Source organism: Maledivibacter halophilus, from assembly GCF_900167445.1.
In the GTDB taxonomy this organism is placed as follows: domain Bacteria; phylum Bacillota; class Clostridia; order Peptostreptococcales; family Caminicellaceae; genus Maledivibacter; species Maledivibacter halophilus.
This window is the reverse complement of sequence record NZ_FUZT01000001.1, coordinates 672,616-698,096: the sequence shown is the minus strand read 5'-3', so window position 1 is coordinate 698,096 and position 25,481 is coordinate 672,616. Positions and strand designations below refer to the sequence as shown.

At 30.9% G+C, this 25,481-nt stretch carries 21 protein-coding genes; 8 read left to right on the top strand and 13 right to left on the bottom strand.

Annotated elements, in window-relative coordinates; all coding sequences use genetic code 11:
- Window positions 1-18: 18 nt before the first annotated feature.
- Entirely contained in the window at window positions 19-918 is a 900-nt protein-coding gene (locus B5X81_RS03150; protein ID WP_079489295.1) for an FMN-binding protein, read from the bottom strand.
- Window positions 919-1,338: 420 nt separating this feature from the next.
- Here B5X81_RS03150 and B5X81_RS26960 point away from each other — a divergent pair, with 420 nt between their 5' ends.
- The 3 genes from B5X81_RS26960 to B5X81_RS03140 all read left to right on the top strand — a co-directional run bounded on the left by B5X81_RS26960 (window position 1,339) and on the right by B5X81_RS03140 (window position 2,652).
- Window positions 1,339-1,506, top strand: a complete 168-nt coding sequence (locus B5X81_RS26960; protein WP_208984966.1) for a hypothetical protein — start codon at window positions 1,339-1,341, stop codon at window positions 1,504-1,506.
- Window positions 1,499-1,966, top strand: a complete 468-nt coding sequence (locus tag B5X81_RS03145) for an ABC transporter permease (protein ID WP_079489293.1) — start codon at window positions 1,499-1,501, stop codon at window positions 1,964-1,966. The genes B5X81_RS26960 and B5X81_RS03145 overlap by 8 nt, the downstream gene beginning before the upstream one ends.
- Before the next feature lie 173 nt (window positions 1,967-2,139).
- Window positions 2,140-2,652 carry a DUF1850 domain-containing protein gene (locus B5X81_RS03140; protein WP_079489292.1) on the top strand — a complete coding sequence of 171 codons (513 nt, stop codon included), beginning with the start codon at window positions 2,140-2,142 and terminating at the stop codon, window positions 2,650-2,652.
- Between the two features lie 26 nt (window positions 2,653-2,678).
- Here the strand turns inward: B5X81_RS03140 and B5X81_RS03135 are convergent, their stop codons facing one another.
- The 4 genes from B5X81_RS03135 to B5X81_RS03120 all read right to left on the bottom strand — a co-directional run bounded on the left by B5X81_RS03135 (window position 2,679) and on the right by B5X81_RS03120 (window position 8,397).
- Window positions 2,679-4,646: a TRAP transporter permease gene (locus B5X81_RS03135; protein ID WP_079489290.1), complete on the bottom strand. Its 1,968-nt coding sequence runs from the start codon at window positions 4,644-4,646 to the stop codon at window positions 2,679-2,681.
- A 128-nt stretch (window positions 4,647-4,774) separates the two neighbouring features.
- Window positions 4,775-5,776, bottom strand: a complete 1,002-nt coding sequence (locus B5X81_RS03130) for a TAXI family TRAP transporter solute-binding subunit (protein ID WP_079489289.1) — start codon at window positions 5,774-5,776, stop codon at window positions 4,775-4,777.
- Between the two features lie 172 nt (window positions 5,777-5,948).
- A complete protein-coding gene (locus B5X81_RS03125) occupies window positions 5,949-6,689 on the bottom strand; it encodes a LytR/AlgR family response regulator transcription factor (protein ID WP_079489287.1) in 741 nt (246 codons plus the stop codon).
- On the bottom strand, window positions 6,682-8,397 hold the full coding sequence (locus tag B5X81_RS03120; protein ID WP_079489286.1) for a LytS/YhcK type 5TM receptor domain-containing protein: 1,716 nt from the start codon (window positions 8,395-8,397) through the stop codon (window positions 6,682-6,684). The genes B5X81_RS03125 and B5X81_RS03120 overlap by 8 nt, the downstream gene beginning before the upstream one ends.
- Window positions 8,398-8,612: 215 nt before the next feature.
- Between B5X81_RS03120 and B5X81_RS03115 the strand changes: the two genes are divergently transcribed.
- The gene (locus B5X81_RS03115) at window positions 8,613-8,831 is read left to right on the top strand and encodes a PF20097 family protein (RefSeq protein WP_079489284.1); all 219 of its coding nucleotides are present in this window, start codon (window positions 8,613-8,615) and stop codon (window positions 8,829-8,831) included.
- Between the two features lie 71 nt (window positions 8,832-8,902).
- Here B5X81_RS03115 and B5X81_RS03110 read toward each other — a convergent pair whose 3' ends face one another.
- Together B5X81_RS03110 and B5X81_RS03105 are read right to left on the bottom strand one after the other, a co-directional pair.
- Entirely contained in the window at window positions 8,903-10,300 is a 1,398-nt protein-coding gene (locus tag B5X81_RS03110) for a sodium:solute symporter family protein (RefSeq protein ID WP_079489283.1), read from the bottom strand.
- Between the two features lie 37 nt (window positions 10,301-10,337).
- Window positions 10,338-11,435: a M24 family metallopeptidase gene (locus B5X81_RS03105; protein ID WP_079489281.1), complete on the bottom strand. Its 1,098-nt coding sequence runs from the start codon at window positions 11,433-11,435 to the stop codon at window positions 10,338-10,340.
- 439 nt (window positions 11,436-11,874) lie between these two features.
- Here B5X81_RS03105 and B5X81_RS03100 point away from each other — a divergent pair, with 439 nt between their 5' ends.
- The 3 genes from B5X81_RS03100 to B5X81_RS03090 all read left to right on the top strand — a co-directional run bounded on the left by B5X81_RS03100 (window position 11,875) and on the right by B5X81_RS03090 (window position 14,258).
- Window positions 11,875-13,293, top strand: a complete 1,419-nt coding sequence (locus tag B5X81_RS03100; protein WP_079489280.1) for a recombinase family protein — start codon at window positions 11,875-11,877, stop codon at window positions 13,291-13,293.
- A gap of 139 nt (window positions 13,294-13,432) precedes the next feature.
- Window positions 13,433-13,804 (top strand): ABC transporter permease, encoded by a 372-nt coding sequence (locus B5X81_RS03095; protein WP_079489278.1) that lies wholly within the window; start codon window positions 13,433-13,435, stop codon window positions 13,802-13,804.
- Between the two features lie 16 nt (window positions 13,805-13,820).
- Entirely contained in the window at window positions 13,821-14,258 is a 438-nt protein-coding gene (locus tag B5X81_RS03090; protein WP_079489277.1) for a DUF2935 domain-containing protein, read from the top strand.
- 124 nt (window positions 14,259-14,382) lie between these two features.
- On the opposite strand, the gene B5X81_RS03085 is transcribed toward B5X81_RS03090, so the two are convergent.
- The 6 genes from B5X81_RS03085 to B5X81_RS03060 all read right to left on the bottom strand — a co-directional run bounded on the left by B5X81_RS03085 (window position 14,383) and on the right by B5X81_RS03060 (window position 23,013).
- Window positions 14,383-15,738, bottom strand: coding sequence for an ABC transporter permease (locus B5X81_RS03085; RefSeq protein ID WP_079489275.1), 1,356 nt, complete (start codon window positions 15,736-15,738; stop codon window positions 14,383-14,385).
- A 33-nt stretch (window positions 15,739-15,771) separates the two neighbouring features.
- The gene (locus B5X81_RS03080; protein ID WP_079489273.1) at window positions 15,772-17,454 is read right to left on the bottom strand and encodes an efflux RND transporter periplasmic adaptor subunit; all 1,683 of its coding nucleotides are present in this window, start codon (window positions 17,452-17,454) and stop codon (window positions 15,772-15,774) included.
- Window positions 17,454-18,155 carry an ABC transporter ATP-binding protein gene (locus tag B5X81_RS03075; RefSeq protein ID WP_079489272.1) on the bottom strand — a complete coding sequence of 234 codons (702 nt, stop codon included), beginning with the start codon at window positions 18,153-18,155 and terminating at the stop codon, window positions 17,454-17,456. The genes B5X81_RS03080 and B5X81_RS03075 overlap by 1 nt, the downstream gene beginning before the upstream one ends.
- A gap of 384 nt (window positions 18,156-18,539) precedes the next feature.
- On the bottom strand, window positions 18,540-18,860 hold the full coding sequence (locus B5X81_RS03070) for a hypothetical protein (RefSeq protein ID WP_079489270.1): 321 nt from the start codon (window positions 18,858-18,860) through the stop codon (window positions 18,540-18,542).
- Window positions 18,861-19,073: 213 nt separating this feature from the next.
- A complete protein-coding gene (locus B5X81_RS03065; protein WP_079489269.1) occupies window positions 19,074-21,770 on the bottom strand; it encodes an AAA family ATPase in 2,697 nt (898 codons plus the stop codon).
- Entirely contained in the window at window positions 21,760-23,013 is a 1,254-nt protein-coding gene (locus tag B5X81_RS03060) for a metallophosphoesterase family protein (RefSeq protein ID WP_170917249.1), read from the bottom strand. The genes B5X81_RS03065 and B5X81_RS03060 overlap by 11 nt, the downstream gene beginning before the upstream one ends.
- Window positions 23,014-23,332: 319 nt before the next feature.
- Between B5X81_RS03060 and B5X81_RS03055 the strand changes: the two genes are divergently transcribed.
- A complete protein-coding gene (locus B5X81_RS03055) occupies window positions 23,333-25,168 on the top strand; it encodes a hypothetical protein (RefSeq protein ID WP_079489266.1) in 1,836 nt (611 codons plus the stop codon).
- The last annotated feature ends 313 nt before the right edge of the window (window positions 25,169-25,481 follow it).

The following is a 25,481-nucleotide window of genomic DNA, read 5'->3' as shown; positions in this document are numbered from 1 at the left end:
ATTCATATATTACTCTAACTATTTAGCATCAGCTAAAGCTTTTTGTGCTAATTCAAAAAACTCCTTAACATGTATAGAAACACCAGAAATAGCATCGGTATGTCCTTCATCATCTGAATATTGAATAGCAGTAGGATCTTGAGAATCAATTAAAAATTCTTCTGCCGCCATAGCTTGCTCATGCCATGGTGTTCCTCCTTCTTTCATAACATACTCGCCATTCATAGATTGAGTATTTTTATCATCGCCACCATCTTTATGAACTCCATTCCAATTAGCGGCAACGATGTTTCCATTTATAACAGTTAAGTCAACAGTATATTTCCAGCCACTATTTTCATCAAATGAATCTTCTTCAGCATGGTAAGCACCATCTTTATACTGCCCTTTTCCTACAGGTCCATTTTCTAAAGCTTCTTTAGCTAAAGTAAAGAATTCCTTTACATGGATTGATACACCAGAAATAGCATCGGTATGTCCTTCATCATCTTTGTATTCAATAGCCGTTGGATCCTGAGTATCTATTAAGAAAGCTTCAGCCTTTTCTGCCTGCTCATACCATGGAGCTTGTGCCCCACCTTTTTCCACCATTTGATATTTTCCTTCTTTAGATGTAGTTTTCTTATCTATTCCAGCATTTATATTAGCTCCATTCCAGTCAGCAGACACTATTTTTCCATCTTTAACCTCTAGAGTTACCATGTATTTCCATCCTGATTCTGGGTTGAATTTATCTTCCTGTGCAAAATAAATTCCATCTTTATATTCAGATCCATCATTTGTTTGTTCAGTAGAATTTGTTTCCTGGTTCTCCTGTTCATTAGAAGCAGGTTCCTCTGCAGTCTCGTTTCCAGCACAACCAGCCAATAAAGATAGTACTAAAATAAGGATTAAGCCTAAATTCATAAGCTTTTTCATAAAGTATTTCCTCCCTTTGTTTAATTTTAACTAAAACCATAAACATTCTAATGTTTTATAAATTTGAAATAAAAATAAAAATGTGTATTTTTTCAAATTTATTTTACATATTAGAATCATTTACCTATATAACTGATTATAATTATATGACAAATTATTGTCAATGAGAGAGGGTTTTTTGGTCATTTTGGTCATATTGTTTATAATTTAAATTAGTTTTGCCCCACTAAATTCTCAATATATTTTTATGCTAAAACATTGAAAATACATATATTTTCAATAATGTATAAAATAATATAAACTATCTTATAGTCGTTAAATGCTTAACTTGAATATTATAATATTCAAGTAAAACAGTTAATTTATATATAATTATAATTTTCGTTATGTCTTTTTGTAGATATAGCAGAAGCTATATCTATGGCCGATAGAGTTATTGTACTTTCAAATAGACCTGCTAAAGTTAAATCTATATACAAAATAGACTTAACTTTAGATGTAGAAAGAACACCTTTAACCTCTAGAAAAGCTCCAGAATTTAGGAACTATTTTAATATGATATGGAAGGAGCTGGATATACATGTCTAATAATAAATATTCTAAAGAACATATAAAATATTTACAAAGCATTAAAAGAAAAAGAAAAATTATTCTAATTACACAAATATCAATACTTATTATTTTTTTTACCTTATGGGAATTATTAGCTAGGATTGGAGCTATAGACACTTTTCTCACAAGTTATCCATCTCAAATGTGGAAACTGTTTTTAAAGCTTGCTGCTAATGGTTCATTATTTATGCATATAGGAATAAGTGTATTTGAAACTGTTGTAGGATTTGTTTTAGGAACTCTTTTTGGAACATTAGTAGCTATACTTTTATGGTGGTCAGATTTTATTTCTAGGGTTTTAGATCCATATATGGTTATATTAAATGCTCTACCAAAAACTGCATTGGCACCAATTATAATAGTTTGGGCTGGAGCTGGCATATCAGGAATAATCGTTACAGCACTAATGGTAGCCAATGTATCATATTACAAATAAAGTAATAAATATTTACACTTATTATGATTGCTGATATAATGTAAATGCTTATATTAAAGGATTTTTCCTCTTTATAAAAATATCTATACATGAGACTTTAATCCAGATTCCATTTTTTCATAGTATAAAAAGTTCTTCATTGACACCATAAAAGGAGTTGAACTAATAAGCATATGAAAATTTCTAAAAAAATCATAATTCTATTTTTTGTTTTAATCTCTTTTACACTTCCTTTTACAATTAATATAAATACCTTAGTCATAAAATCCATAGAAACCAATAAAGTAATTTTTATTAACCATGTAAAGCCTGAAGATGAATTTTCCATAAAGTGGATGCATTCTGTTGAACTACAACCATGGGAAGAAATCTTTAGAATAGATAGCAATTATAATATTATACTATATAGAACCAAATTTAAACAATTTGGTGCGGGAGTTCCCGACTACGGAGGTAACAAAACTGAAATTAAAGATGGTTATATTATCTTTAAAGGTATAAATAGAAAAATAGATAATCTCTCCTATGGAATTTCTAGCTTTGCAAAGCATACCTTCTCCTTCAAAGATAAAGAAATTAAACTCTATAAAAAAATAGAGGATGGTAATCCAATAAATATTTATATATTAGAAACAAATCTAATAAATTATATTATAAAAAAAATAACCGTTTCCCTTTATTCTTAATGGAAACAGTTATTTTTTCTTAGGCACTATTGGTTTACATCCACACTCAAAACTTCACTTTTCCTTGTTTTTATTTTTGTAAAAGTAAAAATGATACTAAATAGAACTATACCTATTAAGTCCGTATGCCATCCTGGCAGCATCAACATTAAAGCAGATACCAGCATTATTGCTCTAAAGAAAATATTCAATTCATTAAATAAATAGCCTTCAGCCGCAGCACCTAATGCTACAACTCCTATTACAGCTGTTATTACTACTATTACAATATTTAAAGGAGTAACATCTATAAGCAATAATTCTGGGGAATATGCAAATATATAGGGCACCACAAAACCAGCTAAAGCGAGTTTGACGGCTTGAAATCCAGTTTGAGCAGGCTTTCCTCCTGCTATCCCTGCCCCTGCAAATGCGGCCAGTGCAACGGGTGGGGTAAGATTTGCAAGCATACCAAAGTAAAATACAAACATATGGGAAACAAGGGGAGGTATACCCATTCTAGCTAATGCAGGAGCTGCCATAGTAGCAGTAATGATATAAGCAGGTATTGAAGGAAGTCCCATTCCCAAAACTATACATGCTACCATTGTCAATATCAATGTTATAAATAAATTTCCCTTTCCAAGGAATAAAATTGCACCAGCAAGCTTGAGACCAAAGCCCGTAAGAGTTGCCACACCTATTATCAATCCTACAACTGCACATGACATAGCAACCCCTAAGGCTGTACGTGCTCCATTTTCCAGTGCATCAATAATATCTTTAAAACTCATTCTTGTCTCTTTTCTTATTGCACTAACAGCTATAGTAAACAATATTGAAAAGAATGCTGCATATATTGGTGTTCTACCACTTATTAGTAAATATAATAATCCAATTAAGGGCAGTAATAGATGTCCTCTACTCTTAAGAACATCCCAAACCCTTGGCAGTTGATCCTTCGGCATACCTGTTAAACCTCTTCTTGAAGCCCTAAGATGTATTATAACAATAACACCTAAATAATAAAGTAATGCAGGTATTATAGCCGCAACAGCAATTTTAATATATTGAATTCCCAAATATTCTGCCATTATAAAGGCCGCTGCACCCATAACTGGAGGTAATATTTGTCCACCACATGAAGCCGCAGCTTCAACGGCTCCTGCAAACTCCTTTTTATATCCTATCTTTTTCATAAGAGGTATTGTAAATGCACCTGTTGTTACAACATTTGCAACGGCACTACCATTTATCGATCCTAAAAATCCACTTGAAATAACAGCAACCTTAGCTGGTCCTCCTTTTCCAGACCCTGCTATTGCCATAGCTAGATCATTAAAAAACTGTCCCATCCCTGATTTTTGCAGAAAAGCTCCAAATAGAACAAACAAAAATATATAGGTTGAAGATACTCCTATGGCTATACCAAATATACCTTCTGTTGTCAGGTACATATATTCAGCAATATCAGTAATACTATATCCTCTATGGGCAATAATGTTAGGAAGCTTTGGCCCTAAATAGGCATAAAGTAAAAATAATATTGCAAGTAAAGATATTTCTTTTCCTGTAATTCTCCTTGCAGCTTCCAATACAAGTAATATTGCCACAATTCCAAAGATTACATCTACATTATTAGGCATACCAGCCCTCATAACCAAAGCTTTATAATTTAAAACAATATATCCTCCAAGGGCAGCAGACCCCAACGCAAATATCCAATCCAATACTGACGGAGCCTTCTTAGATGATTTTTTACCAAAGGGATATAATATGAAAACAAGGGCCATTATTATAGATGTATGAACTGCTCTATGCATTAAAGTAACCAGAGGGCCTCTCCATGCAGTATAGAGATGGAATAGGGAAAGTCCTATGCAAACAATAAATACAATTATTCCAGGAATACTATTCTTATCAAACTTTCTAAATCTTGCTTCTGTATCATATTTTTCCAATAGAGTTTCCTGCTCTACTGTACCTTCTTTATTTTCCTTTTTTATTTCTTCCATATTGTCATTTTTCTCCTTTCTTTTAAATTTTATAATTCCCCCTATCCATAATTTATTATCATTACATCACTATTGGACTAGGGGGAAAATGTATATTACAAAGGGGTTATATAATTATATTTTTCTACCTACTTATTATTTATTTCCTTATAGTACTTTTCTGCACCAGGGTGAAGGGGTACAGACATACCCTTTTCTACAGTGTCTAAAGTAATTTTCTTAGCTGTAGAATGGGTTTCTACTAACACGTTTAAATTTTCAAATATGGTTTTTGTTATATTATATACAAGCTCCTCAGGTAAATCTTCCCTTGTAACAAGTAATGTCATAACTGCTGCTGTCTCTACATCTTCTTCATTATCATAGGTACCTGCAGGAATCATCTCTGAAGAATAAAATGGATATTCCTCTGCTAGCTTTTCTATAGGCTCTTTTCTTATTGGAACTATCTTTACATCATGAGTCGTTGAAAGATCCATTATTGTAGCATTTGGAAGGCCTGAAGTTAAAAATGCCACATCTACAGCTCCATTTTTCAATTGTTCAATTGATTCAGCATAAGATAAAAAGTCTTCGTCTATATCTTCATATGTTATACCATGGGCAGATAAAATTTGGCGGGCATTTACCTCGGTACCACTACCTGGCGCTCCAACTCCAACTCTTTTACCTTTTAAGTCGCTTATTTCGTTAATTCCCGTACCTTCTACTGTAACCACCTGTACAAAATTAGGATAAAGGGATGCAATACCTCTTAAATTTTCTACTTTACCCTTATCTTTAAATACTTCCTCTCCAGTATAGGCATAGCTAATAACATCATTCATTGCAAAAGCTATTTCCGCCTTCTTAGTCCCCAATAAAGTTGCATTTACTGCAGAAGCTCCCGTTGACTGAACTGAAGCATTTACCCCATCAATTTTTTCATTAAATAAATTTGATAAAGCTCCTCCTAGTGCAAAATATGGTCCTGAGCTTCCACCAGTTGCTATTGTAAGAAACGTTTTCTCTGAAGATGAAGAATTACCTCCAGCTGAATCTTTTCCAGATTCCTGTGAATCTGAACACCCAGCTAACAATGTGCCAAAAATTAACATAAGTGCCAGCAATAACGACATTCTTTTCTTCATACCTCTACATCCTCCTTAAAGTATTTATATTTCTATTAGCTTTTCATTTCTTTATTAAAATTGTATTACATTTTATTAAAATAAGAAATTGTTTGAATCTTTGTTACATTATATGAGCTTAAGATACATTTTTTTATATTAAAATACAAAATGCAGGTCTATAAAACCTGCATCAAATGCTTAATCTTCTTTTAAACTTTTTCAGATAATTCCTGCTAACCGGTATTTCTGTTTCTTCTCCCTTCAGCTTTATTTTATATGTGTAATTAAACCAAGGTATTATTTCATCTATAAAATCTATATTAACTATATAACTTTTATGAGTTCTTATTAGATTGTTTTCCTTAAATCTATCTTCAAGCTCTTTTAAAGTATAATTGCATCCATATGTTCCCCTTTTTGTATGGACAATAATTTCATTATTCTGGGATTGAATAAACTTAATTTCCCATATATCTACTAAATATAATTTGTTATTTTTTGTTAAACATAATTTGTTTAATTTGATATTATCCTTATCCTTTGTTTTTCTTCCATCAACCTCCTTTAGTTCAATTCTATTTCTCAACCTATCTAAGGTCTTTTCTATCCTTTCTTCTATAAAAGGTTTTACTATATAATCTACTGCATCTATTTCAAAACCCTGAAGTGCATAATCATCATAAGCAGTTGCAAAAACTATATAAGGAGGATTAACATCATCTAGTATTTTCCTTGCTACTAAAAGTCCATTCATATCCTGAAGTTCAATGTCTAAAAATACTATATGGGGATTTAGCTCTTTAACCAATTCCATAGCTTCTTCCCCCTCACTACATTCTCCACATATATTTATATCTTCATGCTTTTCTAAAAAATACCTAAGCTCATTTCTTATATATTTTTCATCATCTACTATTAGAACATTAAGCAATTCTATCACCTTCTAAAACCGAAATTTTTCTCGGAATTTTTAAAATGACCGATGTTCCTTCATTTAATTCACCAAATATCTGGAGTCCATATTCTTCTCCAAATATTCCTTTAAGGCGCTGATTCACATTATTTATTCCTATAGAATTTCTATATCGATTATGATTATTTAATATATCGATTATACTCTCCTTATCTAACCCAACGCCATTATCAACTACTTTTATTTCTACTTCTTCACCTATACTTTTGCCTATAATTTTAACTGTTCCCCCTTTCTTTTTGGGAAGTATCCCATGTTTTATAGCATTTTCAACTATAGGCTGTAAAGTAAGGGGAGGAAGATGACAATCTAAATTATCTTCTAGGTCATATTCCACAACCAGCTTATCTTCAAATCGTGCCTGCTCAATTTCTACATAGGATTTTACATGATTTATTTCCGTATCTAGTTCAACCAACTCTCTATTATTAGCTAAACTTTTTCTAAAAAAATTGCTCAAATGAATTATTAGTTTTCTAGCTTTTATAGGGTCAATCCTACACATTGAAGCAATAACAGTCAATGAATTAAATAGAAAATGAGGATTTATCTGGGATTGGAGAGCTCTAAACTCTGCTGTGGCCAATAATTTTGAATTTTGCTCAAGTTTTCCTAGAGTAAGTTGAGTAGAAAGCAATTTGCTCATACCAGTTCCAAACTCTAAATCAATAGCAGTCATAGCATGGGGACTTTTTTTGTACAGCTTTAGAGTTGCTATTATCTTACCATTTTCCTTTAATGGAAGTATTAAAAAACATCGAAGGGGACACTGGTTAATTTTACATTTCATTTCTTTGCAATCATTTATTATTATATGTCCTCCCTTTTCCAGTACCTGTTTTGTATATTTTAAATTCAAATTATTACCCTTATCATAATAACTGGCACCCATTCCTATATGGGCCACAATCTTTTCTCTATCTGTAATGCTAACGGCATCAAATTCTGTCATTTCATATATTATTTTCACTACTTTTTCTATATTTTTTGAATAAATCCCTTCTTTTAAATAAGGTAAAACCTTATCTGCTATCTTAAGGGTAAGGTTAGCTTGATAGGCCCCCATTTTTTCCTGCTCCTTAAGCATATTTTCTATGATTACAAATAACAATGCCAAACCTACAGAGTTTATGAATACCATAGGTATCCATATTTCCTTAACTAAATCCAAAGCAGCAGGAAATGGTTTTGAAAATATAAGTACAGAAACCTTCCTCATACTTTCAGCTATAGCTCCCGTCAGTGCAGCATAAGCCCATTTTTTATTCTTATTTTGTACTATTTTTCCCATATAACCAGCCATTAATCCTTCAAAAACTGTAGATATAGTACAAGCCATGGCAGTAAATTCTCCAGAATCTATAAGACCTCTGTGGATTCCCGCTATAAGTCCTGATATAAGCCCTACCAAAGGACCTCCTAAAAGACCTCCCGTGACTACACCTATAACCCGTGTATTTACAAGGGCGCCATTAAACTCTACACTAAAGTAAGTACCAACTATACCAAAAACTCCAAATATTATTGATAATACCAATTTATCAAATAATTTTACTGGCTTTTTTCCCAGCAAATTCCTAACCGCCTTAAGTCTAGATAAAATAAAAGCAAATACAAATAAATTTCCAAATCTATTTCCTAAGCTCATTATAAGATACAATTTCATCACCCACTTTAGAAGATTTGTAAAATTACATATTTCTATTTTATCATTAATTAAAATTTTAGCATATGGGGTAAAGTCTCTTTATATAAATTGGCAAAAACATACAATCTATATTCCAAATATTACAATAATTTATGATATAATATAAAATATCATGTAAATATAAAATTAGTAATATTAGCTCTTTTGAAAAATTTACATAAAGGAGAATAAATATGAAATTGGAATGCCCTTATTGTGAAGGTAATTTGATAAAAGGTTTTATAGGTAATTTCCATTATGGTAATCTCAAATGGTATGATGATAATTTGAATTTGTTGAATAAATTTACTGTATTCGGCGGAAAAACATTAAAACAAACTATGAATTCCAAAGTAGAATGTTATACCTGCAAAGACTGTAATAAAATAATCATAGATCTAGATAATATATGATTATTAACTCAAATCGAAAAATAACAGCTAAAGCCCACAAAATATGGAGTTTTAGCTGTTTAAAATTATTTTTATACCGTTTCCATTTTTTCATTATTCTTTTGTGTTAATAAACTTATTACAATTAAAGCTATAATTGCTAAAGGTCCAGCAATTAATATACTATTCCAACCCATAGGGGTTTTCAGTACTATTTCCCAAATGAGTACCGTGCCTCCTCCCACAATTATAGAAGCAAGCCCCCCTTGTTTTGTTGCTTTATTCCAAAACAGTGAGCCTAGCAAAGCTGGTGTGATCGCAGCTCCATACATTGAATAGGCATACATCTGCATACTTAATATAGATGGGAAAAAGGTTCCGATAAGCAATGCTAATGCAGCTAACACAATAATTGAGATTCTTATCATTTTCAATTGTTCTTTGTCAGTTGCATTTGGTTTAACAAATTTTACTAATAAATCAAAGGTAATATTTGTTGAAGCTGATAACAAATAGGAATCAGCTGTTGTTATAAATAGTGCAACAGAACAAGCCATTATAAGTCCACCGATAATTGACGGAAGTCCCATGGCAACTTGGAAAAATGCTGTATCTGCATCTTGTAAATTTGGATAAAGTACGATACTTGTAGTAACAATGGCAATAATTAAAACATCTAATAAAACAGCCAGCCAAAATAATCCAAAACCAGATTTAGTAGCTTCTTTCGGATCTTTGGCGGCACCAAAACGCTGATATATATTTTGTTCTCCTAATACTAGAAAAATTACAGGTAACATGTATCCAAGCATCTGAATCCCAGTTAATCCTCCTGAAACTGTAAGCTTTTCTGCTGGAATAGATGCCATCATATGGGATAATCCTCCAGCCTGAGAAATTGCAAGGGGTAATCCGATTATCATTGCAACAAATATAATTAATGTTCCTATTGCATCTGTATAAGCAACGGAAACCAGACCCCCTACAACAGCTAGATAAACAATAAATATTGCACTTATTATAGTTCCCGCTTCTACACTAATACCTGTTACAAGATTCAATATGTAACCTCCAGCTTTAAATTGATAAGAAACAATTCCAACATAAGCTAAAATAATACAAACAGCCACTAGTGTTCTTGCCACTGATCCATATTTTTTCTCCATAAGCTCGGGAATTGTGTATTTTGTTTTCTCTCTTATACGCTTTGCTAAAAATAGTGCAATAAGTAATAATCCTAATGGTTCACCTATTAGATGTAACATCCCTGCAAATGGTCCATTTTGATAAATGAAATTAGCAGTACCAGTAATCATACCGCTTCCCATCCAAGTTGCCAATAAAGTACCAACTAAAACAGGAAAAGGCAGCCTACGTCCAGCAGCCACAAAATCATCATTGCTCTTAACCAATTTTTTCTTTAAATACCATCCATATAATGAAACTCCGAACAAATATAATAATATTATAATTAAATAGCTAGTCTTCATTCTATGACCTCCCTATATTTAGCTAAAAAATAATAATCTATTTAATAATAATTTCTTTAGTGGATTTGTTAAGAATTTCAGGGCCATTTTCACCAATAACAACAATATCCTCTATCCTCATACCAAATTTATTTGGTATATAAATACCAGGTTCTATGCTAAATGCCATTCCTATGTCTAATACTTGTTCACTTCCCCCTTTAATATCTGGAGCTTCATGAACACTAAAGCCAATACCATGCCCTGTTCTATTAATAAAATTCTTTCCATATCCTGCATTCTTAATGACATCTCTTGCTGCTTTATCTACATCCTTTGACTTAACTCCTTTCTTTGCATATTTTTCTCCAGAAGCATTTGCTTCTCTAACAATATTATAAATTTCTTTTTGTTCATCGGTGATTTCACCAACAAAAACTGTCCTTGAAATATCGGAACAAAGTCCCTTATATTTACATCCTAAATCAAGAATTATGATATCCTTTTCCTGTATCACTCTTGAATCACCAGTATAATGTGGCTTTGAACTGTTTTCCCCAGAAGCTATTATAGGTTCAAAGGATAGTCCATCCGCACCTTTTTCCATAAATAATTCCTTTATTTTTTCCTTTATATTCTTCTCTGTCAAGCCAGGTTTAATATAATCAATAGTTTCCATCATCACTTCATCTGCTAATCTAGCTGCTTCTCTTAATCTTTCAATTTCACTTTCATCTTTTACTATTCTCAAATTTTCCATTATTTCATGACCATTTATAAATTTAGCTTTTATATTGTCTTTAATATCTAATAATCTTATTGCAACTATTCCATTGTTTATACCTATAGTCTTTCCTTCTAATTCATATTTTCTCATTGCTGCAATTGTACTGTCTATAAAGCCTTCATGATCGCCCCATGTATGTATATCAGCCTTTTCTTCTAATTTTTCACTAATTTCTTCATAGGTTAACTCTGGAGATATATAGAAATATCTCTTATCCGATAGTAAAAACATTGATTGGAACCTTTCATCGGGATGTGGTGAATACCCCATTAAAAATTGTAAATCATCGGAAGGTCCAATCATCATAGCATCTACCTTGTTTTTTTTCATTAAATTACATAGCTTTTCCACATACTTTTCATTTAACATTTAAAATTCCCCTTTTCAATAAAATAAATTTTTACTCACCTGAGGAAATTGCATAATTACCTCTTGTAAAAATATCTATATATCTAGCTTTAAAATTTCTAGAAACCTACCATATATATTATGCAATTATCTCTCCTTAACAATATCTTAATAAAAATGCAATATTTATACCAAAATATATCATTATATGTAAATATAGGTGCATGGCATATATTTACATACTTTCCACAAAAAATTTTTATATCTGTTTTAAGTCTTTCATATCTAAAAATAAAAAACGTCCCAAATTCAAGACAGGGGATGACTATTTTTTTTCTGTTGTCTTTGTTTTAGTACAAGAGTAGATCAAAAAATTATTATTTTATTTAAGCAGCTTTCATTTTTTTCTATAATAAACAATATAATTATAATAACATCAATATAGTAGAGGACGATAGAAATGAAAAAAGCTGCTATATATATAAGGGTTTCTACAACAGAACAAGCAGCAGAAGGTTACTCTGTTGCTGCACAGAAGGATAAATTAATAGGTTATTGCAATCTTAGGGATTGGGCTATACAGGATACCTATGTAGATGCAGGATTTACAGGCACAAATATGAATAGACCAGGAATACAAAAACTTCTTGAAAATTTAGATGAAATAGATATTGTCCTTGTATATAAACTCGATAGACTTTCAAGGAACCAAAGAGATATATTATTCCTAGTAGAAGAAAAATTTCTTGAAAGGGGCATAGATTTTGTTTCTATACTAGAAAATTTTGATACTTCTACTCCTTTTGGCCGTGCAATGATGGGAATACTTGCAGTATTTGCTCAACTTGAACGTGATACTATAGTAGAACGTACTAAACTTGGAAAGGAACGTAGAGCAAAGGAAGGCTACTGGAATGGTGGTCCAGCTCCTATTGGATATGATCTAATTGATGGCAGGTTAGTTATAAATGAATATGAAGCTATGCAGGTAAAAGAAGTATTGAAGCTGTATAGAAAATATGGACAGAATAAAACCGCTACAATTATGAACGAAAAAGGATATAAAACTAAATATGGTAAATGGCATGGTAGAAGCATTGCCAGATTAGTGAGTAATCCTATATATACTGGAATGATTCATTACAAGGATGACCTCTATGAAGGAGTGCACGATTCAATAATATCAAAAGAAGAATTTAAAAATATTCAAAGTATAATAAGTGGAAGGTCTAAAAATAAGAAAACACAATCTAAATATCTATTAGGTGGATTACTTTGGTGTGGTTATTGCGGCGCAAGACTTAAATCTTCCTTTTCAATAAATCGTAAAAACGGTACTAGATATTATTACTATCTTTGCTATTCTGTATCAAAACGACCCCTTCATATGGTTAAAGATCCTAATTGTATAGGTATATATTGGAAAATGTCTGATTTGGAAAGTAAAGTCCTTGATCAGATAAAAAAAATAAAGCTTGATAAATATAAATTTATAAATCAATATGAAATTTATTACAATACAAATAAAAATAGTTTTAATAAAATAGAAATACTTAAAAATAAAATTACTAATATTAATAAAAAAATTGATAAGCTTGTGGATCTGTATCAAATTAACCAAATCTCCATTGATACTATTTCTCATCGCGTTGAAAAATTATACGAAGAAAAAAAAATGATTGAAAACAATATTAAAATGTCGAAAGTAAACAAAGAAAACAAGGATAAAAAAATTCCTCTTGATATCTTATTAAACATATTCAGTAACTTTGAAATTCTTTGGAAAGAAGCAACACAAGAAGAAAAAAAAAGAGTATTAAATATGTTGATTAAAAAAATTATTGTTACAGATTCAGTTGAAGTCGAATGGAATATATAAAACAAGAATATATATTAGTATGGATGATCTATATAAATTATTATTAGAAATTGCTATACGGATCGCTAAAAAGCAAGAAAAACAAAAGAGAAAACCAGAGCATAAATAACTGCTCTGGTTTTGTTTGTAATTTAATACACTGGCTGTTTCTTTAGTAGTAACTATTTTAGGTGTATATGGCAGCTTCAAAGAGGTTGACTCAGACAAAATTAAGATGCTTGAAACCTTTGGAGCTACTAAGTATCAGATTCTTGAAAAAGTAATCATTCCTGCAAGTATTCCTACAATAATAAATGCTCTTAAAATAAATGTAGGATTATCATGGGTCGGTGTAATCGTAGGAGAATTTCTGGTTTCAAGAGCTGGTATAGGTCACTTGATAGTTTATGGTAGTCAAATCTTCCAACTCGATCTTGTTATGACCAGTGTAATTATACTAGCAGTTCTAGCTGGTCTAATGTACCAAGGCGTGGCTTATATCGAAAAAAAATTACTAAACTGGAGGCAGTAATTTAGGAGGTGTGAAGTTGTACTGTTTTACTATTATCAATAACTTAAAATGTGTTTTAGAAGAACTAAAATTTTGGTCTGATGGATCCATGGAACATAATTCTTTTATACTTAAGTTTGCCGATTGCAGGAATAAAAGATTAGGTTATGATTTAAACTTAGAAATTCAAAAATGTGGACGAAGTTTTAAAAAACTATCTGAAGATGTAAATGATTTAATAGCAGAATATGATAAAACCTCACCACATCAATATTCAAAATTGATTAGAGAAATAAGACATTTAGTTCGTAAATTTATAAAATGTAACAAATATTTTCTATCAATTTTATACAAATTACAGCAAATAGGTCTAAGAGATGATATTTGGCAAACATTTATTAAACATCTAATTGATGAGCAGCAATATGCATTAAGATTGATGAAAGGCTTTAAAAAACAACTTGAAAGAAGATAAAGATTTTGAGCAATATTTAGGGCCTTCTAAAGCAAGCACCTAGAATAACCAGTGTTAAATGAATTTAGAAGGCCTAATTTATAAATCAATTCTTTTATTTTAATATAGCTTTAAACTATTATTTTTATTGACTCCTCAAAGCTTCTACTGGTGGTACTGATGAAGCAGATATGGCAGGATATACTCCAAAGAGCAGTCCTGAAGACAATGCAACAACTGTTGCTATTTTTATTGCATTTAAGCTAACAGCAGTTTGGAATCCTTGCCCTTCAAATATGCTTAATCCCCAAATTCCTGCTGCAATACCTGATATTGCACCTATTACACTTACATATAGGGCTTCCAAAAGAAACTGTAATAAAAGGTCTGTTTGTTTTGCACCTAATGCCCTTCTAACGCCTATTTCAGTTCTTCTTTCAGTGACTGAAACAAGCATTATATTCATAATACCAAGTCCTCCAACTAAAAGAGATACTGCTGCAATTCCTCCAAGTAATAAAGTCATTACCCTATTGGCCTTATCAGCTTCTTGTACAAGTTGGTTAAGACTGGTTATACTTATAAGCTCATCCCCTGAGCTCTGTAAAATCGGATTTGGAGCTGCAGGTTCCGGAGATGACATTGGTGGCCCACTTGGTTCCATTGACTCCATAGAATCTGGACCCATCTCACTATTTCCAGATGGTCCTTGCTCCTGGCCACTAGAGCTATGGCTTGGAGCATTTTGATCCAGCCCAAGCTTTCTTCTAAAAATTCTACCTAACTGCACAATAACTAAATCTGCATCTTCTTCTGAGGCTGCCTTTCCCCATATTGCATCCACCGTTCTTTTTTCAGCTATTTTTAGTGCTGATGAATATGGAACTACTATTTTATTATCTATATCATTGGCCTTTCCTTCACCTTTAAAATTAAGAACTCCTATAATCCTAAAGGTACTACCATTTAAGCTTATAGACTTTCCTATAGGATTTCTTCCTCCCAGTAAACTAGTCCCTACATTATAACCCAAAACTGCTACGGGAATCCTTTGATCTACATGGGCCTTTGTAAAAAAATGTCCCATAGCTAATTCATGGTCTCTTATGGAAGGAAATTCATTACCTACACCTACAACATCTATTTTGCCCCTTGTTCTTCTCCATTTTATATTGGCCTTTGTATTTACTACAGGAGTAGCAGCTTCAAGTCCTTGAACTCTTTCCACAAGCTCCTCACCATAGTCGGGGTCAAACTCTACAGATGGGTCATTGGCTGTAATGGTAACAACATTGGAGCCTAAGCTTTCAAACTGCTCTACAACCGCTCTTCTTGCTCCTTCTCCGATTCCCATTAAGCTTACAACCGAAGCTACACCTATTGCCACCCCCAGTATAGTAAGGGCAGAACGCAAAGGATTGGCCAAAATTCCATGAAGGGCCATTTTTGTAGTAAACCACCATCTTACTAAAAAGGAGCCTCTTTTCCTTTTACTTTGCATAATATATTCCTCCTTTTAGATACTAGTGGTAAACTAATTACCTTCACCATTATCATTTGATTCATCTTTTGCTGGAAGTATACTGTCTTTATCTCCCAAGCGCTGACTTGGAAGCAAGTCGGCAGTACTTCCTGTTATAACTTTATCTCCCTCTTCAAGACCTTCCTTTACCTCAGCTAATCTAGCATTCATTAGTCCTAGCTTAATTGGTACAGCCTTTGGATTTCCATTTTCATCAAGTATTTCTACCATTGTTCTACCTTCTTCATCAAATACAGCTTCCATTGGTACCAACAATACACCCTCGGCGCTCCCAGCATCTATATATCCCTTTGCCTGCATACCAGGCTTCAAATCAGCACTTCCTTCAACATTAATACGTATTGGATATTTCGTTACACCAGTACCACCGCCGCCACGGGAAGATGATGTTCTTATATCTATTACCTTTCCCTTAAATACTTCTCCTGGCAGGGCATCAAATGTAACTCTAACGGGAGAATCCATTTTAACATTTAATATATCAATATCATCTACCTGAGTAAATATTTCCATAGAATCTACATTAAACAAGTCACATATATAATCCCTCGGTTGCACAGTCTGATCATCTTGTATATCCATCCACGCAATTATTCCATTGGATGGGGCTCTCACCTCAAGATTTTGCAGTCCTTCCTCAAGTTCTTTTATTTCTTCCTTGAATCTTTTTATTTTATAAAGTTTTTCTTCTATTATATCCTGTATGTTTTTACTTGCCATTGTTACTATTGGATCACCTTTTTTTACATTTTCCATTTCATCCACATGGATTTCTGTTACTACCGCCTTTGCTGTATTAGATACCTTCTTTTCATCTACAAACCCTTCTACTAATCCCTTATTACTGAAAAAATTAACAAAGCCACTTTCATTCTTCATCCCAATACTTACTTCCATACCATTTTGAACTAAACCAGGGTTATCAGCCACTATTTCAGCTATATGCACAAAACCTTGTGCATATTCTCCATCCTCTGATTTTTCATTATTGGGTATTGGATTAGGGTTAATTTTAGAGATTTTACCTGTATAAAATTCATCAAAATTATTAAATCTCAATGCAACTTCATCTCCAATTTTAACTCTATTAAATTCATTTATAGTAAGTCTGGCTTTCACTCTGAATTTTGAATCGTCAACGATCCTTCCTATAACGTGGCCAAGCTCAATTTCCTCTGCTTCCTTAGCTCTAATATCTATAATAGTACCATCAATAGGAGCCTTTAATGTAATTCCCTCTGCTGGATTAAGATCATATACTTCTTCTGGCTTTACACTGGCCATATTAGCCAATTGCTCTACCTCTGCCCTTAATTCTTCTTCCTTTTCTTTAACCTTTGAAGTTATATTTGAAGCATCAAGGGTTACAATAACTTGATCTTTTTTTACACTATCCCCTTCTTCAACTAAAATCTCATCAATTTTATATTCTGTGCTCCCCCAACTATAGTATCTTCTTTCTCCTGGAACCCTAACTCCATTGGATCTAGAAGCTTCTAAGGTTCCATTAACTTCAACTCCTACAGAAATATCCCCACGGGTTACTTCCTTAGTCGAATATACAGGCCCAGCAGCTTCCTCAGATTCAGCTGGCATAAGCTGATTATATGCATAAAATCCTCCACCTAGTATAACTACCAATATTAAAACTATCATAACAATTCTTTGAACCATTATGCTACACCTCCTGATTCTATTTCCTCTATTCTCTCTATTACACCATCTAAAATATGGTATATTCTTTGTCCATGCAATGCAACATTATAATCATGGGTTACCTGGACAACAGTCATCCCCAATTCCCTATTCAGCTTTTTAAATATATCCATAATATTACCACTGGAATGGGAGTCTAATGCTCCTGTTGGCTCATCGGCTAATATCACTGCAGGCTCCATTGTTATAGCCCTTGCTATTGCAACTCTTTGTTTTTCACCACCAGATAATTGGGAAGGCAAGTGATTCAATCTATCGCCTAAACCCACTATTTCAAGGGCTTCAGTGGCTTTCTTTTTTCGTTCCTTTCCCCATACTCCTCTATATACAAGGGGCAATTCTACATTTTCTCTAGCACTCAAATGGGATAATAAATGAAAGTGCTGGAATACAAATCCTAAAAATTCATTTCTAATATCAGCAAGCTTAGAATCTCCTAGCTTCTCAACTCTATTTTCACCGATCTCATATGTACCAGATGTAGGTATATCTAAACACCCTAGTATATTAAGCAGTGTAGATTTTCCTGACCCCGATGGACCCATTATTGAAACAAACTCCCCCTTGTCAATTTGCAAATCAATTCCCTTTAATACCTCAAGACTAATTTGTCCCATTTTATAGCTGTGACGTATATCCTTTAGTTTTAATAGTGTCAAAATTATTCCCCCCTTTATATGAGAAATATGTCCTATTATTATTAGACAAATATTCCATAGTTTTTGTTCCACAAAACAATATATTTTTTATAAAAAATATATAAAATGCCAAGGTTAGACAAAGAAACTTTACAAATTGAGGAAATTGCATAATTACCTCTTGCAAAAACTAATTACTGCATACATCTTTAAAAGCTCTAAAAAACTACCATATTATATTATGCAATTGTCCCAAACTTCAATTATGCAATTATCTCAACTAATAATACATTTTCCACTGTAAATTATAACATATTTTTATTGAAAAAGTTCTTACAAAACGATTACGAATTAAGCAGTAAAAAAAGCCTTGTTAAGGCTCTTCTAAGATTTGTTATCATTATATTATAACTTTAGTATATAGGCAATTGCAGCAGATGTAATTTCTTTCGCAGGTATAAATTTGTCAAAGATAGTTACTATAAGGCTTATTATTCCCGATATAGCACCAATCTTGTAAAATTTCTCAAGATTCTTCTTCTTCCTATATTCCTCTATTTCATATTCCCAGGCATATTTTTGTTTTCCTACATTGCTACAATTTTTATTTACAATATCATTCCTACTATCTGACAGTGCTAAATTGAAATTAGACGATTTTATTCTTCTAAGTATTTCTTTTTTGTTTTTTTCAAATTCTTTATCTTCATGTAATAACCTACCCAACTTAACCACTCCTACTTGTATATAACCAATATCAAAACTTATTTACATCTAACTTATATTTTCTACATATTCTTCTTTTTCCCTTCATATTTCTTGTATCTTTTCATGTTTTTACTTAATTGGGAATAAAGTCCTATAAATAAAAAACTCTATTAGTATTAATTAAATTTATACTAATAGAATTTTTGTTAAATAAAGTTAGATAACTCATTTCTACTCTAGTACATTCCTTTTCACACCCAAAAAACTTTCTATTTTATCTGCCATCCAATCATGACAAGTAAAAATAAATATTTGCCTATTTTCACTCCATTCTTTTATAAGTTCAAGGCTATTATTTAGTCTTTTATCATCCCAATTAACCAAGAGCTCATCAAAGCATACAGGTAGAGCTTCTTTATCCTTGTCCAGATAATCTATAAGAGCCATTCTTAAGGATAAATATAGCTGATTTAAGGTCCCCTTACTAAATGTATCTACTACTCTCCTTGGTATTATTTGTGCAGCTTCTTTTACCATGATTATATTTCCTCCGTCTTCCTCCTCAAGATAGATATCCCCGTATTTTCCCCCTGTAATAATATTAAAATACTTTCCTGCATTTCTTAAAACCTGGGGCTGATTTTCTTCTTTAAATTTTTGGTCAGCAAATTTTATTACCTCCGATAAAAGAACTAATCTATCTCTTTTTTCACATGCCCTTTCAAGTTCATCCTCTAATACATTTATTCTACTTTCGATTTCATCTAATCTATAGCCCTTGGATAATTTATTAATACTTTCCTCCAATCTTGCCTTTTCAACCTCAAGTTCTTTTTGATATTGATTTATTTCTTCAGATTTTTCTTCTGTTCTTAAAACTTCATAATCTGAGAATATCCACTTTTTTTCAATTTCATTTTCTTTAATTTCCTTAATTAAATTATCGATATTAGAAGTTTCATATAACTCTTCTTCTATTGCATCTATTTTTGTTCTCAACCTATAGTTATTATCAGTTACCTCTAGTCCTTTTTCTATATCTCCATCCCCTATATTCTTTAACTTTTCTAAGTAATTTTGAAAACTAATATCTGTTTCTTTTTCTTTTTCCATTAAAGTTTTAATCTGCCTCTTTATTTGTATTATTTCCTTATCTATATTTTCATTACCTTTGACCTTATTTTCCAAATTATCCAATCTATCCTTTAATACAATAACCCTTTCATCCCAATTAGTATATGAATCAAAGTAAAATTGCTGTATGAAACCATCCATTATTTCCTTTTTTTGATTATATTCTCTATTATAAATGGATAATTCTTTCTCCAGCTCATTTAACTTGTAAACCATATCCTTGATTTGTATAATATTAGGAAGAAACATTTCATCCATATTCTCTATTGTTAATGTTGAAATAGGTATTCCTTTTAAATAATCAATTAATCGTTTCTTATCTTCTATTAATCTATTTTCAAGCTTATAAATCTCATTTTCTATTTTATCTAGTTCATTTTCTGTAGAATTATCTTTTAAATTCTTTTTCATATTTATATAGCTAAGATAGCCTGTGATACCATAAATTAATATTCCAAGACCTACTATCTTGATTGTATTATTATCTAATACAAAGCCTATAGCTATGACAAACAAGCTTAATATTAAAGAATTTAAATAGACCTTGGACAATTTAATTTCTATAGTATTTGAAGTTTTTAAATCTCTTTTTAATTTCATTTCATCAAGCTTTTTAACAATATTTCTATAATTGTCAACTAAGATTTTCAACTCTGAATTATTTATTAACTCAAATTTATTTCTGATCTCGTCATTCCACTTTTCAGCTAGAAAATTCCCCGACTCATGATAAAGTCTAGCCTTTAACTTCTCAATATCGATTCTAACTCTATTTATAAGCTCCTTTAGATTTTTCATATCTGTATACTGATTAAAGAACAAGTTAATTTTTAATTTGTTTTTTAATATTAAACCATCCATGGAACTTAGAATATATTTTTCATTTTCTTTCTCCTTTAGAAGTTCCTCATTTTCATTTCTTTCTTTTCTAATATCTTCTAATCTTTTCTTTAGCTCAGATATTTTATCTCTAATATTAAAAGGAATGGCCTTACTAAGCTTTTCTTTTATAAGTCTACTCTTAAGTATTTCCACTTGATCAAGCTTTTTCTTAATAGGAATGAGTTTTCTAAATTTATTTAATAAAGCCTTCATTTCTATTTTTTTCTCTTTTATTTTTCTAATCTCTAAATCTATTTCATTTATTCTCTGGTCAGCCCTCCTTATCTCTTCTTCTCTGGAATAAGCTTCTTTTTTTCTTTGTTTTAATTCCCTTATTTCTTTTTCCAACTCCTTTATTAAATACTTACCTCTACCGCTTTCACGCCATATTTTTTCATATTCTTCCCTCAAATCCTTTAAAACATCTCTTGTACTCCTTATTGCAGATGTACCATAGCCTGCAAGAAGCTTATCCTCTACTTCCTCCCATGCCTTTCCTTGTATAGCTATAAGGTCCTCTACTCTGAGAGAATAAATTTTATCATAAATTTCACTGGAAATATGTCTGCTAATAGGTAAAGAATTATTCTTTATATCTAAGTGTTTTTCTTCAGACATGTATTCTCCCTGGGGTCTACTTAATAATTTCCTATGTACAATTGCATCCTTCCCATCATCGGTTTTAAAAAAAACAGTAAATTCGATTCTATCATTTTTCCATGATGCATATGGATGAGACTGGGCTTTAGCAGGTAAGAAACCATATAAAAATGATTTTATTAAATTAAATATTGTCGTTTTTCCGGCTTCATTATTTCCAAAAAATAACGCCACTCTTGAATCTATATTATCTATTATTTTACTTTCAGTAAATTTACCAAAATCCTTAATCTCAAATTTATTAATCCTCATATTTATCACCTATCATATAGCTAACAGCGGCTTCATCTAATCCACTTAAAAGCTGTTTTATATAATTTGTTTTTTTCTCTTTTCTCCTTATCCCCTTCTTAATCAAATGAGTATCTATTAATCTATTTAAAAGCTCTTCATTTTTTTCAAGATTCTCTAGAAGTTCTAATACTAATGAAAGTACATGATCACCTTCTCTATATTCTTCAATATCTAAATTGCTTAATAGATTATCTGATTTAATTTCCAAATCCATCAAATCCAAATTCAAAGCCAATTCCAAGGCTATCTCTTCTATGTTTTCTTTCACTTCCAGTTCACTCTTTAAATAAGCTCTACCTTCAAGCTCTATTCTCAATATAAGCTTTCTATTAATTAATCTATTCTTTTCAATAAAATTTTCTATTTTATTAATAATATATTCTTTAAGCTCCGAATAATTTTTTATGTTTTCTATCCCTTGTATATTTAATGTATACCATTGAATCATAGAAAGGGCTTTAAACTCTGTAGCTATACTATTATTTTGATCTATAGTAACAAGAATCCCTCCCTTCTTTCCTATTTCCCTTGGATTTCTTCCTTGTATATTCCCCGGGTAATATATATTTTTTTCTTCACAAACTTTTTGTGCTTTATGTATATGCCCTAGTGCCCAGTAATCATATCCTTTAGCCTTTAAATCTTCTTTAGAACAAGGAAGATATTTGCCGTGTTTTTCGGCTTCCTTACTGTTATTAACCATTGTATGTAATAAACCTATATGGGGAATTTCTCCTTCTTTATAGGGGAATTTTTTAACTAAATTCCTGCCTTCATTGTTTGTTTTATGACCACATGAGATTATTTTATATTCTAAATTATTATCGTAATTTTTCACTTCAATTATTTCTATCTTATCTTCCTTAAATATATAAACATTATCAGGCCATTTTATAGAATTAGCTCTATAGCTTAAATCTCCCGGATCATGATTTCCAGTTGCATAAAATACCCTAATACCATTTTCTTTTAGTCTATTAAATTCATTAATTAAAAATTGTTCTGTTCTAAATGATAGCTTATCATTATCAAATAAATCTCCAGCAATCAAAAGTGCATTAACCTTTTCATTTATACATAAATCCACAGCATTACTAAAGGCATTTCTTATTCCGTCCCTTAGCTTTATTCTTAAAACCTCATTTTTTGCATAAAAGCTTGTATCCAGATGAACATCGGCTATATGTAAGAATTTCAACAATTTTATCCCTCCATATCTATAGATTACTGTGTCTATATTGTATCAAATTTAAAATATTTTTTGTATAATAGCAGGAATTTAAGGAAAAATGAAGAATTTGTTTTTAGAGTGAATTATTTCTGTTTATATGGAGATTTTTGTCTTTTCATAAATTTTTTTATCATATATAGTGAAACAAATTGGAAAGTTAATTTATACATCCTAAAAAAATAGGAGAAGCATCTATATTTTTAGGATGTATAAATTAAGTTCTAACATTTTTTCACTGTAGATACTAAACACTAAGAAAATTAAATTTTGTAAAAGGAAGGTAATTATTGTGGGTAACTCATATACTGATAAATATGAAATACTTAAAACCTTTAAAAAGGATGAGTTTCAAACTGTACTTATTGGATCCAATAAAGAACAACCAGAAGATGTTGTTGTTATTAATATTTTTAATAAGTATAAAGCAGCAAGATTTTTATCAAAGTCTCAATTCTCAAATGGCCTAAATAATTTAGTACATCTAGAAGAACACGATAATGAACTTATTGTAATAACAGAATATAAAGAAGGAACTCCTTTAGAGTCCTACTTAAGCTATTCTAATACAACTTTAAAGCATAGAATTAATTTAGCCTATGAATATATGACAAAAATAGTTAAATATGATATTTTTCAAAACCCCGTAAAAGAAATCTTAATTGACGAATCACAAGTAAATATAACTAATGACCAGCTTTACTTTAATGAATTATTTTTTTTAGATGAAAGTGTATCAGCTTCAACAGATTTTAATGCCCTTGCTTCAAAAATAGGAAATATAATAGAAAAAATTGTATTTGTCAATAAGTCAACAAATGACAAAAACAAGGATCTAGCTTCAAAAAAGATTTTAAATTTTATAAACAAACTAAAAAATGAGCAGCATAGCTTCAATAGCATACAAGAAGTCTATGATAATTTTAGAAAAATATATATCTATGATCTTTTCATGGAAGATAAAGGAATGCTATTAAGCAAAGAAAATAAAGAATTTAAAAAACATGAAAATAGTAAAAAAGAAATCAATACGTATAAAAATAATTTAAATAATGAAATCATAGGCAGTAGAAAAACAATACATAATGATGATGAAATAAATATAGATAAAAATAGTGAAGTTGAAGAAAATTATTTAGAAAAAGACCAATCTTTAGAAAGCATTGATGGTCTAATTTCAGATGCCATAGACAATGATTCTAAAGACAAAGACAACCCTATTATGAACTCATCTGAAATCATAATAAGTAATGAAGAATTTAATGATGATTTTGAAATTTATAAGAAAAAAAGATATAAGAAAAAGAAAAAAAGTAATAATTTCAAAATAGCCATAGGCGCAATATTAGTATCTATTCTTTTAGTTGGTCTATTATATAAACCCATACTAAATACTTTTAAATCCAACACAGAATCTGCAACGCCTAAACTAGATGCTTATTTTGAATACAATAGAAATCCTTCGGGTACTTACTATTTTGAAGATAGAAGTATAGCCTTAGGAAAAAACAATGATATTGTAGAAATATCATGGAAAATTTATAAAGGTGATGAAGAAATCCATAAGGTCCTTAATAAAAAAAGATTGAAAATCAAATTTGAAAGTGAAGGACAGTATAAGGTGGTTCTAAGTGTAAAAGACAAATATGAAAATACTGACCAATATAGCGAAATCATTAATAAAAATCATTTAGAATTAGATGACCTTGAAAACAATGAAAACTTCATAGAAAAGCTTGAGAACTTGGCTATAAATTATTCCAGCAACAATATCTCAAAAGATTATGGAGCTTTTAGAAGTGGAAGTTATTCCCTAAAGCTCGGAGAAAATGGGAAAAACAATTTAGAAAAAATCACCATAAATAATATAAATACTAAATATAATCCTGCTATTTCAATATGGCTTGCCACAGAGGCAAAGGAAGAAATACAAATATCATTAAAGGGCTATAAAAATGATAAACTTCAATTTGAAGATCAATTATCTTTTATTCCACAAGAAGTAGACTCTTGGGAAATGGTTAAATTCAATAAAATATCTAAAAATATAGATAAAATAGAATTCACATTTGAAGGCTTTACTTCTCCAATATGGTTAGATGATATTGAAATAATATCATATAAGTAACATAAAAGCGCCAAAAGGCGCTTTTGTTGTTAGAATAATAAAACATTCTAATATCTTTAGAAGGCTTGTGTTTATAATCCAAAAATTTAAATAACCGATTCCTATATAATCAATAAGAACCGGTTATTAATTGGATTCTAATTCACTTAAAAACTTTGAATCGTCTAACTGTATTGTTGCCTCATTCCTTTCTCATAAATAACCCAATTGTGCAATACTATGTTTACTTTATTGCCTCTATTATGTTACCTATTTATTCAAAAAACTCGTAAACTACTTAAAAGCAAATTATTTATTGTTACTTAGCAAAGCT

Excerpts from the sequence above, each read along its gene's own strand:
- B5X81_RS03065 (WP_079489269.1), bottom strand. The coding sequence starts at position 21,770 with ATGAGGATTAATAAATTTGAGATTAAGGATTTTGGTAAATTTACTGAA.
- B5X81_RS03110 (WP_079489283.1), bottom strand. The coding sequence starts at position 10,300 with ATGAAGACTAGCTATTTAATTATAATATTATTATATTTGTTCGGAGTT.
- B5X81_RS03150 (WP_079489295.1), bottom strand. The coding sequence starts at position 918 with ATGAAAAAGCTTATGAATTTAGGCTTAATCCTTATTTTAGTACTATCT.
- B5X81_RS03105 (WP_079489281.1), bottom strand. The coding sequence starts at position 11,435 with ATGTTAAATGAAAAGTATGTGGAAAAGCTATGTAATTTAATGAAAAAA.
- B5X81_RS26960 (WP_208984966.1), top strand. The coding sequence starts at position 1,339 with ATGGCCGATAGAGTTATTGTACTTTCAAATAGACCTGCTAAAGTTAAA.
- B5X81_RS03130 (WP_079489289.1), bottom strand. The coding sequence starts at position 5,776 with ATGAAGAAAAGAATGTCGTTATTGCTGGCACTTATGTTAATTTTTGGC.
- B5X81_RS03145 (WP_079489293.1), top strand. The coding sequence starts at position 1,499 with ATGTCTAATAATAAATATTCTAAAGAACATATAAAATATTTACAAAGC.
- B5X81_RS03140 (WP_079489292.1), top strand. The coding sequence starts at position 2,140 with ATGAAAATTTCTAAAAAAATCATAATTCTATTTTTTGTTTTAATCTCT.
- B5X81_RS03135 (WP_079489290.1), bottom strand. The coding sequence starts at position 4,646 with ATGGAAGAAATAAAAAAGGAAAATAAAGAAGGTACAGTAGAGCAGGAA.
- B5X81_RS03115 (WP_079489284.1), top strand. The coding sequence starts at position 8,613 with ATGAAATTGGAATGCCCTTATTGTGAAGGTAATTTGATAAAAGGTTTT.
- B5X81_RS03080 (WP_079489273.1), bottom strand. The coding sequence starts at position 17,454 with ATGGTTCAAAGAATTGTTATGATAGTTTTAATATTGGTAGTTATACTA.
- B5X81_RS03100 (WP_079489280.1), top strand. The coding sequence starts at position 11,875 with ATGAAAAAAGCTGCTATATATATAAGGGTTTCTACAACAGAACAAGCA.
- B5X81_RS03085 (WP_079489275.1), bottom strand. The coding sequence starts at position 15,738 with ATGCAAAGTAAAAGGAAAAGAGGCTCCTTTTTAGTAAGATGGTGGTTT.
- B5X81_RS03120 (WP_079489286.1), bottom strand. The coding sequence starts at position 8,397 with ATGAAATTGTATCTTATAATGAGCTTAGGAAATAGATTTGGAAATTTA.